This window comes from Leifsonella bigeumensis, from assembly GCF_039537265.1.
GTDB lineage: Bacteria > Actinomycetota > Actinomycetes > Actinomycetales > Microbacteriaceae > Terrimesophilobacter > Terrimesophilobacter bigeumensis.
In genome coordinates this window covers 479625-496147 of record NZ_BAABAE010000003.1, presented here as the reverse complement: position 1 = coordinate 496147, position 16523 = coordinate 479625, and the positions used below count along the sequence as shown (strand labels likewise).

Sequence of the window (16523 nt, the reverse complement as noted above, 5' to 3'; positions counted from 1 at the left end):
TTCGTGAGGTGTCGTTCACCCCAGTGTCGGCCGGAATACATCTGCAATCAAGGGCTGTTACCGCGGAGTGGATGTGCGAAATCGCATGGTCGCGCGGCGTGAGCACGGACCTGCTCGAGGACTGGACGGGGAACTGCTCAGCGCGGGATGAGCTCGCCCTCCCGCTCTCGGACCTCCCGTCGGATGGCGTCCCGCACGACGCTCACGGACTCGACCGCGAGACTGTCCCTGCGGGCCGAGAGCGAGAACTGCAGCCGGAAGTCGACCTCGCGCGGCAGCACGGGAACGAGACCGGGGTCCGGCTCCCCCATGAACGCATGCAGAAGCCCGATGCCCGCGCCGCGCCGGGTCGCCTCGAGCTGCGCGAACACATTCGTCGACCCGAACCCGACCCGCATGCCGGAGAGCACGGGGGCCAGGTCGAGCTCGCGCACCGTGAGCAGGGCATCCACGTAGAAGACGAGCGTGTGGGAATCGAGGTCGGTGACGGAGCGGATCGGTGGATAGGCGGCGAGATAGTCGGGTGAGGCGTACAGGCGCAGCGAGTACGGCGCGAGCGGTTCGGCGGTCAGCCGCGTGCTCGTGCCGGAACCGATCGTCACGGCCAGGTCGTAGCCCGAGCCGCGCAGGCTGAGCGGCCTCGTCGAGGTGACGAGTTCAGCGGTGATGCCCGGGTGCTCCTGCCGTACCCTGGCGAGTGCGGCCGCCACGAACACCGCCCCGAACCCGTCGGGTGCCGCGACCCGCACGGTGTCGCGCAACTCCTCCGTGCCGCCGGATGCCGCCCCCACAACCTGCTCGACGATGTGCTCCAGACCTGCCGCGCGGGACGCGACATCGCGACCGATCGCGGTGAGCTCCCATCCGTCCGCTCCGCGGTCGAGAAGCCGCACCCCGAGGGTCGCCTCAAGGCGGTCGATGCGGCGGCGTACTGTCGTGTGGTCGACGCCGAGGAGTGCAGCGGCGGAGACCAGCCGGCCCGTCCTGGCAACGGAGAGCAGGTAGCGAAGGTCGTCGGTGCTCACCTCGGTGCTGCGCGGCGACGGTGAGGTCATGGCATCACCCTACGTGGTCGGTGACGGCGCGCGGAGGCCGCCCTCGGGCACGCTGTCGGCGCACGCTGACACACTGGTCCCATGGATCCACTGCTCGCCCTCCTCGTCGGCATCGCCTGCGGCCTCGTACTCGGCGCGGTCATCGGCTGGCTCGTCGGTCGATTGCGCCGCATCCCCGGCGGCGGTGACGACCCGGCCGTGCTCCAGGCCCGCCATGAGACCGCGCTCGCCGAACTGCGGGCCGCCGAGCAGTCGGCGCAGGCCGCGCTCGCGGCAGAGCTGGCATCCGTGCAGGCGACCGCGACCGCGCTCAAGGAGCAGGTCGGCGGGCTCCAGGAGCAGCACCGCGACCTGCTCGAGCGGCAGCGTACCGAGCAGGAAGCGCAGAAGGAGCGCGAGCGCGCCGAGAGCAAGGTGCTGCAGATGCTCACTCCGGTGCAGGAGAACCTGCGGGCGATGCAGACCAAGGTCACCGAACTCGAGACACAGCGCCGGCAGCAGCACGGTGAGCTGAGCCAACAGCTCAAGTCGGCCACGGAATCCGAGGAGCGCCTGCGCAGTACCGCCGAGTCGCTCGCGGCCGCGCTCAAGAGCAACAGCACGCGGGGGGTATGGGGCGAGACGCAGTTGCGCAACGTCGTGCAGGCGGCCGGCCTCATCGAACGCGTCGACTTCGACGTGCAGTCGAGCATCTCCTCGGATGCCGGAGCAGGCCGCCCGGACATGGTCGTCCACCTGCCGGGCGGCAAGAACATCGCGGTCGACGCCAAAGTGCCGTTCAACTCCTACCTTGAGGCCAGCGGCATCCCGGTGACCGCGACCGGGGACGAGGGCGCGAAACGGGAGCGCCTCATCAAGGAGCACGTCAAAGCACTGCGCTCGCACATCGACACGCTCGCCGGCAAGGAGTACTACGCGGGGCTCGACGCCTCGCCGGAACTCGTCATCGCCTTCATCCCGAGCGAATCGCTCGTCTCGAGCGCCCTGGAGGCCGACCCCGCCATCATGGACTACGCGTTCGGCAAGCGGGTCGCCCTCGCCTCGCCCGTGACACTCTGGTCGGTGCTCAAGACCGTGGCCTTCTCCTGGCAGCAGAACGTGCTCACCGAGGACGCGAAGCTCCTCTTCGACCTCAGCAAGGAGCTCTACGGGAGGCTCGCGAAACTCTCGGAGCACGTCGAGAAGCTCGGCCGTTCGATCGAGCGCAGCGTCAAGGACTACAACACCTTCGTCGGCTCGCTCGAGCGACAGGTGCTGCCGAGCGCCCGGCGACTCGGCGCGCTCGACGAGTCGAAGGTGCTCGGCACGCTCCCCGGCATCGAGGAGGCACCGCGCGAGCTCACCGCCTTCGAGCTGGTCTCCGATGCCGACACGGACGCCACGACCCCCTGAGGGGTCACCCGATCAGCGTTTCGAGAGACCGGCGTCGACCTGGGCGCAGCGTGCGCTCACCCCGATGAAGGGTCCCATATGGCCCTTCACACACTCGCGGAGGGGCCATATGGGACCCTTCGTCGGTGTGTGCAACACCTGGGACCGGGACGCACAGGTCAGTCCAGCCACTTGGCGACGAGGTGCTCCGCGGTGACCCGCCGGATCGTCCCCGAACGCGACCGCAGCACGATGCTCTCGGTGCGGATGATCGGCCCCTTCCTGCGTACGCCGTCGACGAGCCCGCCATCCGTCACGCCGGTTGCGACGAAGAAGGTGTTGTCGCCCTTGACCATGTCGTCGGCGTCCATGAGGGCGTCGAGGTCGAGGCCGGCATCCTTCGCCTTCTCGCGCTCGTCATCGGTCCCTGGTGCGAGCCTGGCCTGCATGAACCCGCCGAGCGCCTTGATGGCGCAGGCCGTCGTGATGCCTTCCGGGCTCCCGCCGATGCCGACGCACAGGTCGATGCGGGTGTCGTAGCGCGCCGCGTTGATCCCGCCGGCGACGTCGCCGTCGAGCATGAGCCGGGTGCCGGCGCCGGCCGCCCGGATCTCGTCGATGAGCTGGATGTGCCGCGGACGGTCGAGCACGGCGACCGTCATCTCGCCGACCGGCTTGTTCTTCGCTTTCGCGAGCGCCCGGATGTTGTCCCCGATCGGGCGGTCCAGGTCGAGGACGCCGAACCCCTCCGGCCCGGCGACGATCTTGTCCATGTAGAAGACCGAGGAGGCGTCGAGCATGCTGCCGCGGTCGGAGACCGCGATCACCGAGAGCGCGTTCTGGCGCCCGGCCGCCGTGAGCGACGTACCGTCGATGGGGTCGACCGCGATGTCGCAGGCCGGTCCCCGCCCGTTGCCGACGTGCTCACCGTTGAAGAGCATCGGCGCGTGGTCCTTCTCACCTTCGCCGATGACGATGACCCCGTCGAAGTTGACGGTGCCGAGGAACTTGCGCATGGCATCCACCGCCGCCCCGTCGGCCGCGTTCTTGTCGCCGCGACCGATGAAGGGCCAGGCTCGGATGGCCGCCGCTTCGGTGGCTCTCACGAGCTCCATGGCGAGGTTGCGGTCGGGGTGCAGGAACAGGGTGCCGGTGTCGGTCGTCATCACACCCCCAACCCTATTGACCGCGAGTATCAGGCTCTGCGCGCAATGCCCGAAATATCCGATGTTCTTAAACATCAGGTCAGGTTGTCCCCGCTTTCTCGCCCCGAGGCGGTAGCGGGTGCCCGGTTGTCAATAGACTCGAAGCACACCGGAATCTCCAAGGAGTAGTCATGCCCATCGCCACCCCGGACCAGTACGCCGAGATGCTCGACAAGGCCAAGAAGGGCGGATTCGCGTTTCCGGCCTTCAACGTCTCCTCCTCGGCGACCATCAACGCGGTTCTGCAGGGACTCACCGAGGCCGGTTCGGATGGCATCATCCAGGTGACGACCGGCGGTGCGGACTACTTCGCCGGCCAGAGCGTCAAGGCGCGGGCATCCGGCGCGCTCGCCTTCGCGGCGTTCACGACCGAGGTCGCGAAGAACTACCCCGTCACGGTTGCCCTCCACACCGACCACTGCCCCAAGGATGCGCTCGACGGCTTCGTCATGCCGCTCCTCGAGGCCTCGGAGGCTCGAGTGAAGGCGGGTGGGGAGCCCATCTTCCAGTCCCACATGTGGGACGGCTCGAGCGTTCCCCTCGCCGGGAACCTGGAGATCGCCCAGTCGATCCTGCCCCGCATGAAGGCGATCAACGCCATCCTCGAGGTCGAGATCGGTGTCGTCGGCGGTGAGGAGGACGGCGTCAGCCACGAGATCAACGAGCACCTGTACACGACGGTCGAGGACGGCATCCAGACGGTCGAGGCGCTCGGCCTCGGTGAGAACGGCCGCTACATGGCCGCCCTCACCTTCGGGAACGTGCACGGCGTCTACGCGCCGGGCAACGTCAAGCTCAAGCCGGAACTGCTCGCCGAGATCCAGGCCGGGATCGCGAAGAAGTTCGGCACGGCCGCCAACCCGCTCGACCTGGTCTTCCACGGCGGCTCAGGGTCGAGCGACGATGAGATCGCGACCGCCGTGCGCAACGGCGTCATCAAGATGAACGTCGACACCGACACCCAGTACGCCTACACCCGTTCGATCGCCGACTACATGCTCAAGAACTACGACGGCGTGCTCAAGGTGGATGGCGGTGTCGGCAACAAGAAGCAGTACGACCCGCGTGCCTGGGGCAAGGTGGCCGAGTCGGCGATGGCGCAGCGAGTCGCCCAGTCCACCCAGCAGCTCGGTTCGGCGGGCAACTCGATCACCTCACGCTGACACCCTAGGACCCGGGTACGCCGGGCGACCACGCCACTCAGCTCTTCGAGTGGTCCGGCGGCAGCCGGAATCGCAGCCGAAGCTTCTCGCCGGCGTCCCACTCCAGCTCGTCGACGGCGGCCCGCAACGTGACGTAGTGCGGGGCGAGCAGGGTGAGTCTCCGGCCCTCGGGGAGCGCAACGTCCGTACTGAGCGCGACGGCCGTGGATCCGTCCGGCTCGCCGCGGAGTTCGATGACCAGTGGCGCGCCGGCGGATGCAGACCTATCAATCGCCGCCTGCAACAGGCCGAGCAGGGCTGAACGCTGGGCTCGGTTCATTCGGTCGGCGCGATGATCCTGGTCGATGACAGTGAGGTTCATGCGGCGAGCGAGCGATTCGAGCCAGCTCCGGTTCGAGCGTTCGACGAGCTCAGCCCGCAAGTCCTCCGCAAGCGCTCGTGCCTGCTCGCGGTCAGCGGGCGTGACGATGCCCGCTGTCGCGACGCGTTCGAGCAGCGGCACGGCACGATCGCCGACACTGGCCAGTTCCTGGCGCAGGATCCGGCGTCTCGCCGACTCGCCCAACACCCCGCTCGACAGCACGGGGCCCGGTGCCGAGGCCGCCCATTCCATGGTGCGCCGCACGACCTGGGAGGAGAAAACCGCCGCTGCCACCGTGGCGACCACGACCGACCCGGCCCCGAGCAGCAGCTGGGTGACGGTGGGCCAATACTCCGGCCTCGCCCCGATCGTCATCATGGCGGCCGTGGCGGCGATCGTGACCATGGTGCTCGCACCGCCGATGACGAGGAGACGAATCGCCGACAGGTAGGGGGCAAGAGCCGCCACGAGAAATCCGAGCCCAACGGGGGCCCACCAGAGTTCGACCTGCTCGGTGCTCTGGATGTGGGCAAAAGCCGAGTGCCCGAGTCCGATCCACCCGAACGCCGCCGGGGCGATGCTGAGCGCTGGGGTGAGTTCCAGGCGGCGCGAAGAGGTGAGGAGGGCGATGATGACGAATCCGATGGCCATGGACGCCACGGAGGCCAGTTCGAGCGGAAGGTAGATCTCCTGCCCCTGCGACAACAGGGCGATTCCGAATCCATAGACGACGGCAAGCCCGCCGAACACTGTCGGCACGAGTGGGCCGGTGAACCAGCTGAGGAGGTCCACTTCCCGCGGCGACCTCGTGAAAGCCTCAATCATCCGTCGCCTCCAGGGGCAGGGAGATGAGCACCGAGGTGCCTGCACCGGGCGCCGACCAGATCCGTACTCTGCCCCCGTTGCCCTCGATTCGCTGCATGAGTGAGCGTCGGATGCCGAGTCGGTTCGCCGGGACGTCCTCCGGATCGAAGCCGACACCGTGATCGACGATCATGACCGAGAGGTCGGGTCCTGATACCTCCAGGAACACCTCGGCCCTCGTCGAACCGGAGTGCCGCGCCACATTCTCGAGAGTCCCGCGTACCGCGCCGAGGAGTGCATCCGCGGCCGCCGGGGTCAGCCTCGCCGACATCGCCTCACCGCCGGTCACGTCGACGGCGAGCCCCCGCCAGCGGAAGTCGCTGATGACCGCGAGCAGTTCCTGACGAAAATCCTCGTCGGTGCCATCGCCTTCGGCGCCTGCGTTGGCGCGCGGCTCGAGTCGACCGCTCGTGACCCTCCCGATATCGCTGAGATATCGCGCACGGGTGCGCTCGTCGAGGGCGCTCTTGCCGTTCGCGAGGGCAACCAGGTCGCTGAGCACGGTGTCGTGCAGGAGTGCGACTGCCCGTTCCTCCAGTTCGCGTTGGCCCGCCATCCGGGCCGTTTCCACCTCGATGGCGGAGAAGTCGGGAACGAACCGACGCTGGTCTCGCCGGATGAACACGAACAGGACGATGACGGTCAGGTAGATCGAGAGCGAGACGACCGGGCCGAACCCGGGCCGAACCGACAGCCCGAGCGCGGACTGCGCCGCCATCGTCGCGAGTGTGCCGAGCAGCCATCCGCCGCTGCACCACAGCACCCCGTGGATGAGCCTGCTGCTCACGGGCCCGATCAGGAGCAACACGATGACCAACCGGTTGACGAGATAGGTTCCCTGGTCGTTGACGGTCGGGTCGATCGACAGCAGACCGTACACGTAGGCGAACGTGGCGAGCCCGCCGACAGCGAGGTACATGAGGCCGCTCCACCAACTCACGTACCTGACCAGGAAGAACAATGCCACTCCCATGACGGCGAGCGCGAGGAGGGGGATCGCAGCTTCAACCGGATAGCGCCGGACGATCCAGAGTTCGATGATCGCGATGGCCGAGATCGCGAGGTAGGTGGCCGCGACCGCCCATCCGGCCCGGAGCACGGAGCGCGCCGTGATCGTCGCGGCGAGTTCCCGAGGGGGCACCGCTCTGTGGATCGATTGCTCACTCATTGACCGCCATCGTACGGTGATGACAGCGCCTTCCGGCTCAGGCTTCCGACACGTAGGCGAGGAACGCGGGATCCCCCGCCAGGAGCACCCCGAAGAGAACGACCGTCACCAGGAACGTCGCCACCGCCCCGAGCACGGGCACCCACCACGACCGTCGGCCGCTCGAGAGGCGCCGGTACGACCACGCCGCCGCGACGATCCAGATGACCGCCTGGCCGACGACGATCGCGATACCGAAGGCGGGGGTCGCCGCCGTCGGCGTGTAGTCGCCGAGGCCGAACTGCGCGTAGACGGTGTCGAGGGTCTTCCCGAGGGCGAGGTAGCCGCCCGCGCCGCCGATGAGGTAGACCAGACCGAGGGCGAGCAGGAACACTGTCACCATCCGATCGCCGACTCCCGCCGGCGCGGGTGTCGCAGGCACCGGCGCATGGTCCGGTGCGACGGGTGTCGCGGCGGGCATGGCCTGGGCCTGCCGATCCGGCCCCACGGAACCCTCGCGGGGCTGCGAGCGGGCGATCGCCTGCTCCTGCTCCTCGGGGCTCGCGTACTCCCCGTACTCCGGCCGAGGGCGCGGCTCCTGGCCGGGGGCGTCATTCGGGACCGTCACCTGCACAGTCTACGAACAACGCCTGCACGGCAGCAGTGGAGAGCGTCCCCCCGCATCCCGTAGCCTGTTGCCTGAGTGGACGGGAGCCCCATGGCCGAAACACTGATCAGCGTCGATGTGGAGACGGCTGGTCCGCATCCGAGCGGCTACTCCATGCTCTCGATCGGCGCGTGCCCGGTCGACGACCCGGCGAACGGCTTCTACGTCGAACTCAAGCCCGTCAACGACCAGATGACGACTGAGGCGCTCTCGATCGGCGGGCTCACCCTCGAATACCTCGAAGCCAACGGTGTCGCCTCCGACGAGGCCATGCAGCGCTTCGCCGACTGGATCGCCGAGATCGTTCCGGATGGCGACACGGCCGTGTTCGTCGGGTTCAACGCCGCCTTCGACTGGATGTTCGTGTGCGACTACTTCCAGCGATTCCTCGGCCGCAACCCTTTCGGCCACTCGGCGATCGACATCAAGTCCTATTACCTCGGCATGGCCGGGGGAACCTGGGCCGAGACGAGCCTCCGGTTCCTCTCCCCCCACTACCTGGACGGACGACCGCTCTCCCACAACGCCCTGGGCGACGCACAGGACCAGGCCACCCTCTTTACCGCGATCGCGGCTGACGCAACGACCCGACGGCATCCGCCGACGACGAAACGGAGAAAGAAATGACCACGACACAACCCGCAGCCAACAGCCCGGATGCTCTCGACACCCTCGGCGACGCCGCCGACGTGCGGCGCCTCATGGAGTCCGCCCAGCGGCTCGGCTTCGAGATCAAGGAGGAGGACACCGTCAAGTGGATGGCCTCCATCGCCCAGCAGTCCGACAGCGGCGACCTCGTCGTCGACACCGCGAGCGGTGCCTTCGGTCACCGCGTCGCCATGCTCGACTTCAGCCCGCGCGACCTCGAGCGGTTCCGCCGGTTCGGCAAGATCGTCGAGGTAACTGGTCCGTCTCCCGACGTCGAGAGCGCGCTGGCCATCTCCGGCTCCGCCGCGCAGTCGAAGATCCAGAGTTTCCCCGGAGACTGCGATTACTTCCAGCGTCTCAACATCAAGGCACCGACCCGTGAAGCGGCCTGCGCGACCATGGCGGAGCTCCTGCGAGAGAAGGTGCTCACCACTCGCCAGGGCGCCACTTACCAGTTCCTCGAGGCCAAACTCGGCAGTTATCCCTTCGACGGCACCCATGCGGGCAAAAGCGTGAGCAAGGGCAGTCCGATCAGCTGGGACTTCGACGAGATCGAGGCACGGGAGCTGCGCGTGGAAGGTCCGCAGGGCGAGACGGTACTGCGCTGGGAAGAGGTCGCACTCGACCCCGGCTGGTGCAAGCTCGACTGGGTCGTGGTCGACTCCGAGCGCCGCCAGCTCTCCAACGCGAGCAACGTCATCGACGTCACCTGGGAGGCCCCGGATGGCGAGATCGTCTCGCTCGACGGCTACCTCGACGCCTTCTTCCAGGAGGTCTACCTCGACGCCGAGGATGTCCCGATGTTCGCCAAGGTCGCGAAGTTCGTCTCCGACGACGCACTCGACGACTACGTCGACCGTCTCGAGCAGGAGGTGCGCAAGTACCTCACCCACCATCTCAACTACGGCAAGGCCGCCAAGCGGATGTACAACGTGTTCCGGCTCTCCGGCAAGCATCTGGAGGCCGCCTACGTCCGTGAGCTGTTCGACGAGCCGACGACGATCCTGTACCAGGTGTGGTCCCTCATCTCGACGCTCGACAACGCCACCCAGCCGGGGTCGTCGATCCCGATCGCCGACGTCCAGTCCCAGGCCGACGCGCTCGTTCTCGATGTCATCAGGGCGCTCGAGGGCGACGAGGAGACCGAGGTCGTCAAGGCGCTCCTGCAGTTGCGCCAGTCGCTCGAGCACCAGAACGCCGGTGCAGGGCGCATCGCCGAGGTGGAGGCGGCGCAGGCTCGGGTCATCAACGTCGTCAACACCTTCTTCCACGACAAGCTCATGGGAATGCCGACGATCAACGCCTACATCGAGGGAATTCAGCGCGCCGAAGCATGAGGCGGTGACCATCTCTGCGCGCTGGAGCCTGGAGCGAAGGCCATTTCTGGCCTTCGCCGCGACGCCAGCGCTGACGGCACTCCGGGCCGTCAGGTTGCTTCGCAGCGACGCCAGCGCCGATCGCCGTCCCGGCGGTCGGAAGCATCCCGTAACCTAACGTCCATGACCGATGCGCCCTCGACCCGCGAGACCCCCTGGCCGGTCGCGATCCTCGCCGACAAGCTCAAGGGCTGGATCGATCGTCTCGGCACGGCCTGGGTCGAGGGCGAGATCACCCAGTGGGGCGTCTCCGGCGGCAACGTCTACGGCAAGCTCAAGGATCTCGAGGCCGACGCCACGATCGGGTTCACGATCTGGTCGTCGGTGCGCTCGAAGCTCCCCGACGACCTCAAGCAGGGCGATCGCGTCGTCGCCCTGCTCAAACCCAACTACTGGGTCAAGGGCGGCACGCTCTCGATGCAGGTCTTCGAGATGCGCCACGTCGGCATCGGAGACCTGCTCGAGCGCCTCGAGCGCCTGCGCCAGAAGCTCAGGGCGGAGGGGCTGTTCGACGCCGATCGCAAGAAGCCGCTACCGTTCCTCCCGCACTGCATCGGGCTCGTCACCGGCAAGGACTCCGACGCCGAGAAGGACGTGTTGCGCAACGCGCAGCTGCGCTGGCCCTCCGTCGCCTTCCGCGTCGTGCATGCCGCGGTGCAGGGCGACCGGGCGGTCGGCGAGGTCGTCTCCGCCATCCGCACGCTCGATGCCGACCCGGAGGTGGATGTCATCATCGTGGCGCGCGGCGGCGGCGATTTCCAGAACCTGCTCGTGTTCAGCGACGAGACGCTCGTGCGGGCCGCCGCGGAGTGCACGACGCCGCTCGTGAGCGCGATCGGCCATGAGAACGACCGCCCGCTGCTGGACGACGTCGCCGACCTGCGGGCCTCGACCCCGACGGATGCCGCCAAGCGGGTCGTCCCGGATGTCGCGGAGGAGCTCAGTCGCGTGCAGCAGGCCCGCTCGCGCATCGGGACGCGCGTGACCGGGCTCGTGACCGCTGAGATCGACCGCATCGGGCAACTGCGCACGAGGCCGGCGCTGTCGAGTGCGAACTGGATCGTCGAGGTCCGCTCGGAGGAGCTCACCCGGCACGTCGCGAGGGGGGCCGAGCTCGTCGACCGCCTCCTCGAGCGAGCCGGCACCTCTGTGGCCGAGCTCACCGGTCAGCTGCGCGCCCTCTCGCCGCAACGCACCCTCGACCGCGGTTATGCGATCGCCCAGCTTCCGGGCGGCGCGGTGCTTCGTCGCGCATCGGATGCCGTGGCCGGCACACCCCTCCTCCTCACTCTCGCCGACGGCACCGTGGGGACGACTGTGGACAGCAACGCTCCGACAGGGTCCAGGGCTCGGTAGTCTGGAACCGTGGCAACCGCATCCGACAGCACGGCATCCGGCAACTCGGCATCCAGGAGCACAGCGACCGACCTGACCGACCTGAGCTACGAGCAGGCGCGCGACGAACTCGTGAGGGTCGTGAACGAGTTGGAGCAGGGCTCCTCGACGCTCGAGGAGTCGCTCGCCCTGTGGGAGCGCGGCGAGGCCCTCGCCCGACGGTGCGAGGAGTGGCTCATCGGCGCGAAGGCCCGCCTGGATGCGGCACGGGGCGGTGCCGTGGGCAACGCTGCTCCCGGGAATTCCGCCGCGGAGGGCACCCCTTCGGCATGAGCCCCGACACACCACCACGATCCAGGCAACCTCCCGTCGTCGCGGAGCTCGGACGGCCGGAGACCCCCCAGGAGATCGCCGACCGCAAGGCGGAGTCGTCGCGACGGCACCGCCAGGGCCAGACCTTCCTCAATCTCGCACTCGCCCTCGTGGCCTGCCTCCTCGTGGTGCTCGTCACCGTGCTCGTGGTCGTGCGCCCGGACCCTCCCGCGCGCGAACCGATCGACTACCAGGCGATCGCTGCCGAGGCGGATGCCGGGGTGCCGCTGGCTGCGCCGTCGCTGCCCGAGGGCTGGACCTCGAACGCCGCGAGCTTCTCCGCCATGCCGGCCGATGGCGTCGCGAACTGGTACGTGGGTTTCCTCACCCCGAAGGAGCAGTTCGTGGCGCTGCGCCAGGGAATCGACGCGAATCCGACCTGGGTGTCGAACCAGCTCGCCGGCCGCTCCGCCACCGGCAGCACCGTCATCGACGGGGTCACCTGGCAGGTCTACGACCACCGCCTCGCGAAGGATGCCGGCAACCTCGCCTACGCCATGACCGCGACCGGGACCGAGGACGAGTCCGGCCGGACGAGCAGCTACGTCCTGTTCGGTACGGCGCCCGACGACGAGTTCGAAGTACTGGCCTCCGCCCTGGCCCCGACGATAAGGATGCAACGATGACCACTCCCACGACGACGCCCGCGAAGGCCTGGCGGGAGATGGTGCGCGGCAACGGGCGGTTCATCGCCGGCGAGCCACGGCATCCGCGGCAGGACGTCGAGCGCCGCGGCGAGCTCATCGGCAAGCAGTTCCCCCACGCCGCCCTGTTCGGCTGCAGCGACTCGCGGCTGGCCGCCGAGATCATCTTCGACAAGGGGCTCGGCGACCTCTTCGTCGTCCGCAACGCCGGACAGGTCAACTCCGACTCGGTCATCGGCTCGCTCGAATACGCGGTGGAGATCCTCGGGGTGCCGCTCATCGTCGTGCTCGGCCACGACGAGTGCGGCGCTGTCGCCGCGGCGATCCAGTGCCAGGACGAGAACGCTCCGGCGATCCCCCCGCACATCCGGAACCTCATCGACCCGATCACGGATGCGGTGGGCCGGGTGCGGGACCGCCATCCGGGGACCGGCCCGCTCGACGCGACCGAGGTGGGCCGCGAGCACCTCCGCGACACCGTCGCGGGCCTCGTCGCCGGCTCCGAACTCATGAGCGAGGCCATCGCTGCGGGTACGCTGGCTATCGTCGGTGCGAACTACCGACTCCTCGAGGGACTCGCCGTTCCCGACGTGATCGTCGGCGACGTGCAGCCCACCTGACCACCACCCCGCACGAAGGATGTCACACCCGTGAGTACGCAAGGCGAGTTCCGCATCGAACACGACACGATGGGCGAGGTGCGCGTTCCGGCGACCGCGCTCTACGCAGCACAGACGCAGCGCGCGGTCGAGAACTTCCCGATCTCCGGAGCCGGCCTCGAGGCGGCCCAGATCGTGGCGCTCGCCCGCATCAAGCGCGCGGCGGCGATCGTCAACGGCTCGCTCGGCATCCTCGACCAGAAGATCTCCGACGCGATCGTCGCGGCTGCCGACACGATCATCGGCGGCGACCACCACGACCAGTTCCCGATCGACGTCTACCAGACCGGCAGCGGCACCTCCTCGAACATGAACATGAACGAGGTGCTCGCCTCGCTCGCGACGGCCTCGCTCGGCTCGCCGGTGCACCCGAACGACCACGTCAACGCCTCCCAGTCCTCGAACGACGTCTTCCCGACCTCGGTGCACGTCGCGGTCACCGGTGCCCTGCTGGCGGACCTCATCCCTGCCCTCGAGCACCTCGCCGTCTCGCTCGAGGCGAAGGCGAAGGAGTGGGCGAACGTCGTCAAGTCCGGTCGCACCCACCTCATGGATGCCACGCCCGTCACCCTCGGCCAGGAGTTCGGCGGGTACGCGCGACAGGTTCGACTCGGCCTCGAGCGCGTGCAGGCGACCATCGGACGCGTCGCGGAGGTCCCCCTCGGCGGCACCGCGGTCGGCACCGGCATCAACACCCCGGCCGGGTTCCCCCAGCAGGTCATCGCGGTGCTCGCCGAAGAGTCGGGCCTGCCCATCACCGAGGCGGAGGACCACTTCGAGGCGCAGGGCGCGCGCGACGGACTCGTGGAGGCATCCGGGGCTCTGCGGGTGCTCGCCGTGAGTCTCACCAAGATCTGCAACGACCTGCGCTGGATGGGCTCCGGCCCGAACACCGGTCTCGCCGAACTGCATATCCCCGACCTGCAGCCCGGCTCCTCGATCATGCCCGGCAAGGTCAACCCGGTCATCCCCGAGGCCGTGCTCATGGTGTGCGCGAGGGTCATCGGCAACGATGCGACGATCGCGTGGAGCGGTGCGAGCGGCTCCTTCGAGCTCAACGTCGCGATCCCGGTCATGGGAACGGCGCTGCTCGAGTCGATCCGCCTGCTCTCCAACTCGAGCATCCTGCTGGCCGACAAGGTCGTCGACGGGCTCGAAGCGAACGTCGAGCGTGCCAGGGCGCTGGCGGAGTCCTCACCGTCGATCGTCACGCCGCTCAACCGGGTGATCGGTTACGAGGCCGCCGCGAAGGTCGCCAAGAACGCGGTCGCCCGCGGGATCACGGTCCGCGAGTCGGTCGTCGAACTCGGTTTCGTGGAGCGTGGCGAGATCACCGAGGAACAGCTGGATACGCTGCTCGATGTGCTCAGCATGACCCACCCGGGCTGAAGCCCGGCCCGGGCCTACTGGTCGATGACCGGCACCTGCCGGATCGGATCGCCGTCGAGCGTGAGTACGGGGCGGTCCCCGAGCGGTGATGCGAGCTTCAGTGGCACCAGCACCGGGACATTGAGCCCGCTCGCGCGCGTGTTGCAGTCGGCCAGGTTTTCGGCGTTCGACCCGTCGGCAGGGTTCGCCTGCCCGTAGTAGATCCCCACCCGTACCGCCTTGGCATCCTCGCGGATGACGGCAGCATGCGGGAAGCACTGCGGATCGCCGGCGACCTTCACGACGAGCTCCGCTGTGTCGAGCGCCAGGAACCCGGTATCGGGGTCGGTGCCGATGTAGCCGTTCTCCTCCGTCGCCGCGACGGGGTCGAACACCCCCAGCCGGAAGAGGTAGACCGGCTGCCGAGTCGTGCCGCTCACCGCCTGATAGCCGAGGATCGGCTGTTCGACGAGGCCGGCGGGCACTTTACCGAGCGCATGGACGACGCGGTTGACGACGAGCGGATAGGGCGAGCCCCACATTCGCTCGACGGCTGTCGGCGGGGGCGGCGGAGGAGGCTGGTTATCGACCCACGAGCGATAGGCGAGGAGTCCGCTCACCACCATCGTCGCGATACCGAGGGCGGCGACGAGGCGGTAGAGCGTGTAGGCCGAGCCGGTCGGTTCGTTCGCATGGGGGTCACGGTAACTCCAGCTCACGAGCATCCGCCACTGACTTCGCGGTGCGAGAAGCCCCCAGAGGAAGACGACCCCCAGGCTCACCAGAACGACGAGCAGGAGGATTGTCACCTCTCGACCTTAACAGTTCGATCAGGCCACGTCGTTGCCCTCGAGGAGCTCGGTGATCAGCGCGGCGATGTCGGAGCGCTCGGATCGCGTGAGCGTGACGTGGCCGAACAGGTCGTGGCCCTTGAGCGTCTCGATGACCGAAGCCACCCCGTCGTGCCGGCCCACCCGCAGGTTGTCACGCTGGGCCACGTCGTGGGTGAGGACGACCCGGGAGTTCTGGCCGATCCGGCTGAGCACCGTCAGCAGCACGTTCCGTTCGAGCGACTGCGCCTCGTCGACGATCACGAAGGCGTCGTGCAGCGACCTGCCCCGGATATGCGTGAGCGGCAGCACCTCCAGCAACCCCCGCTCGACGACCTCGTCGAGCACGTTCTGCGACACGACGGAGCCAAGGGTGTCGAAGACCGCCTGGGCCCAGGGGTTCATCTTCTCGGCGGCATCCCCCGGCAGGTAGCCGAGCTCCTGGCCGCCGACCGCGTAGAGCGGACGGAACACCATGATCTTGCGGTGCTGCTGACGCTCGAGCACAGCCTCGAGGCCCGCACACAGGGCGAGCGCGGACTTCCCGGTCCCGGCGCGGCCGCCGAGCGAGACGATCCCGAGCTCCGGATCGAGGAGCATGTCGATCGCGAGGCGCTGCTCGGCGGAACGACCGTGCAGGCCGAAGATGTCGCGGTCGCCGCGCACGAGCCGCACCGTGCCGGGGCCGGTCACCCGGCCGAGGGCCGATCCGCGCTCCGAATGGATGACGAGCCCCGTGTTGACCGGGATATCGGAGACCAGGCGGGTGCTGAGGGCCTCCTCGTCGTAGAGCTTCGACATGTCTTTCGAGCCGAGATCGATCTCGGCCATGCCGGTCCAGCCCGAGTCGACCGCGAGCTCGGCGCGGTACTCCTCGGCGGCGAGCCCCACGGAGGCCGCCTTGACCCGCAACGGGAGGTCCTTCGAGACGACCGTGACGTTGAGCCCGTCACCGGCGAGATTGAGCGCGACCGCCAGGATGCGCGAGTCGTTGTCGCCGAGCTGCAGCCCGGAGGGCAGGATCGACATGCTCGTGTGATTGAGCTCGACGCGGAGGCTCCCACCCGATCCCACCGCGACCGGGAAGTCGAGCCGCTCGTGCTTGACCCTCAGGTCGTCGAGGTTGCGCAGCGCCTGCCGGGCGAAGTAGCCGATCTCGGGGTCGTTGCGCTTCGACTCCAGCTCGCTGATCACGACGACCGGGAGGACGACGGCATGCTCGGCGAAGCGGAAGATCGCCTTGGGGTCGGAGAGGAGCACCGACGTGTCGAGCACATAGGTCTTCTCGGCCTGGCGAACCACCTCCCCGGCATCCGCAGCCCGGTCGGGCTGGCTGATCTTCTGCTGGGTGGTCCTGCTCGTGGCCACTGACTACTCCATCCCCGAACCCCGGGGGTCCGGACCATGTCCGTTGCAGCCGACCAGATCTCGAAAGCGAACTTGCGTGGCCGCTTCGGT

16 protein-coding genes are annotated in these 16523 nt (G+C 68.3%); 9 read left to right on the top strand and 7 right to left on the bottom strand.

Annotated features, from left to right (window positions below; all coding sequences use genetic code 11):
- Window positions 1–137 precede the first annotated feature (137 nt).
- Window positions 138–1055, bottom strand: coding sequence for a LysR family transcriptional regulator (locus ABD678_RS07425; RefSeq protein WP_344755265.1), 918 nt, complete (start codon window positions 1053–1055; stop codon window positions 138–140).
- Window positions 1056–1136: 81 nt separating this feature from the next.
- Between ABD678_RS07425 and ABD678_RS07420 the strand changes: the two genes are divergently transcribed.
- Window positions 1137–2447 carry a DNA recombination protein RmuC gene (locus ABD678_RS07420; protein WP_344755263.1) on the top strand — a complete coding sequence of 437 codons (1311 nt, stop codon included), beginning with the start codon at window positions 1137–1139 and terminating at the stop codon, window positions 2445–2447.
- Window positions 2448–2605: 158 nt separating this feature from the next.
- Here ABD678_RS07420 and glpX read toward each other — a convergent pair whose 3' ends face one another.
- A complete protein-coding gene (gene glpX, locus ABD678_RS07415; RefSeq protein WP_344755261.1) occupies window positions 2606–3592 on the bottom strand; it encodes a class II fructose-bisphosphatase in 987 nt (328 codons plus the stop codon).
- A 170-nt stretch (window positions 3593–3762) separates the two neighbouring features.
- Here glpX and fbaA point away from each other — a divergent pair, with 170 nt between their 5' ends.
- Window positions 3763–4794 (top strand): class II fructose-bisphosphate aldolase, encoded by a 1032-nt coding sequence (fbaA, locus tag ABD678_RS07410; protein ID WP_344755259.1) that lies wholly within the window; start codon window positions 3763–3765, stop codon window positions 4792–4794.
- Window positions 4795–4831: 37 nt separating this feature from the next.
- On the opposite strand, the gene ABD678_RS07405 is transcribed toward fbaA, so the two are convergent.
- From ABD678_RS07405 to ABD678_RS07395, 3 genes are read right to left on the bottom strand one after another with little or no spacing between them, the layout of a single operon-like run.
- Window positions 4832–5980: a hypothetical protein gene (locus tag ABD678_RS07405; RefSeq protein ID WP_344755257.1), complete on the bottom strand. Its 1149-nt coding sequence runs from the start codon at window positions 5978–5980 to the stop codon at window positions 4832–4834.
- Window positions 5973–7187, bottom strand: a complete 1215-nt coding sequence (locus ABD678_RS07400) for a sensor histidine kinase (RefSeq protein WP_344755255.1) — start codon at window positions 7185–7187, stop codon at window positions 5973–5975. Before ABD678_RS07400 ends, ABD678_RS07405 begins: the two co-directional genes overlap by 8 nt.
- Window positions 7188–7224: 37 nt before the next feature.
- The gene (locus ABD678_RS07395; RefSeq protein ID WP_344755253.1) at window positions 7225–7794 is read right to left on the bottom strand and encodes a DUF6264 family protein; all 570 of its coding nucleotides are present in this window, start codon (window positions 7792–7794) and stop codon (window positions 7225–7227) included.
- Between the two features lie 90 nt (window positions 7795–7884).
- Between ABD678_RS07395 and ABD678_RS07390 the strand changes: the two genes are divergently transcribed.
- The 7 genes from ABD678_RS07390 (at window position 7885) to ABD678_RS07360 (ending at window position 14256) form a co-directional block, all read left to right on the top strand.
- The gene (locus ABD678_RS07390) at window positions 7885–8460 is read left to right on the top strand and encodes a 3'-5' exonuclease (protein WP_344755251.1); all 576 of its coding nucleotides are present in this window, start codon (window positions 7885–7887) and stop codon (window positions 8458–8460) included.
- Window positions 8457–9818 carry a hypothetical protein gene (locus ABD678_RS07385; RefSeq protein ID WP_344755249.1) on the top strand — a complete coding sequence of 454 codons (1362 nt, stop codon included), beginning with the start codon at window positions 8457–8459 and terminating at the stop codon, window positions 9816–9818. The genes ABD678_RS07390 and ABD678_RS07385 overlap by 4 nt, the downstream gene beginning before the upstream one ends.
- Before the next feature lie 162 nt (window positions 9819–9980).
- Complete coding sequence (gene xseA / locus ABD678_RS07380) at window positions 9981–11213, top strand: exodeoxyribonuclease VII large subunit (protein ID WP_344755247.1); 1233 nt, start codon at window positions 9981–9983, stop codon at window positions 11211–11213.
- A 9-nt stretch (window positions 11214–11222) separates the two neighbouring features.
- Window positions 11223–11525, top strand: a complete 303-nt coding sequence (locus tag ABD678_RS07375) for an exodeoxyribonuclease VII small subunit (protein WP_344755245.1) — start codon at window positions 11223–11225, stop codon at window positions 11523–11525.
- Window positions 11522–12190, top strand: a complete 669-nt coding sequence (locus tag ABD678_RS07370; RefSeq protein WP_344755243.1) for a DUF4245 domain-containing protein — start codon at window positions 11522–11524, stop codon at window positions 12188–12190. Before ABD678_RS07375 ends, ABD678_RS07370 begins: the two co-directional genes overlap by 4 nt.
- Window positions 12187–12828: a carbonic anhydrase gene (locus ABD678_RS07365; RefSeq protein ID WP_344755242.1), complete on the top strand. Its 642-nt coding sequence runs from the start codon at window positions 12187–12189 to the stop codon at window positions 12826–12828. Before ABD678_RS07370 ends, ABD678_RS07365 begins: the two co-directional genes overlap by 4 nt.
- A gap of 30 nt (window positions 12829–12858) precedes the next feature.
- On the top strand, window positions 12859–14256 hold the full coding sequence (locus ABD678_RS07360) for a class II fumarate hydratase (protein ID WP_344755240.1): 1398 nt from the start codon (window positions 12859–12861) through the stop codon (window positions 14254–14256).
- Window positions 14257–14270: 14 nt separating this feature from the next.
- Here the strand turns inward: ABD678_RS07360 and ABD678_RS07355 are convergent, their stop codons facing one another.
- Together ABD678_RS07355 and ABD678_RS07350 are read right to left on the bottom strand one after the other, a co-directional pair.
- Window positions 14271–15044 (bottom strand): hypothetical protein, encoded by a 774-nt coding sequence (locus ABD678_RS07355; protein WP_344755238.1) that lies wholly within the window; start codon window positions 15042–15044, stop codon window positions 14271–14273.
- Between the two features lie 21 nt (window positions 15045–15065).
- Window positions 15066–16403 (bottom strand): PhoH family protein, encoded by a 1338-nt coding sequence (locus ABD678_RS07350; protein WP_344757116.1) that lies wholly within the window; start codon window positions 16401–16403, stop codon window positions 15066–15068.
- Window positions 16404–16523: the final 120 nt, after the last annotated feature.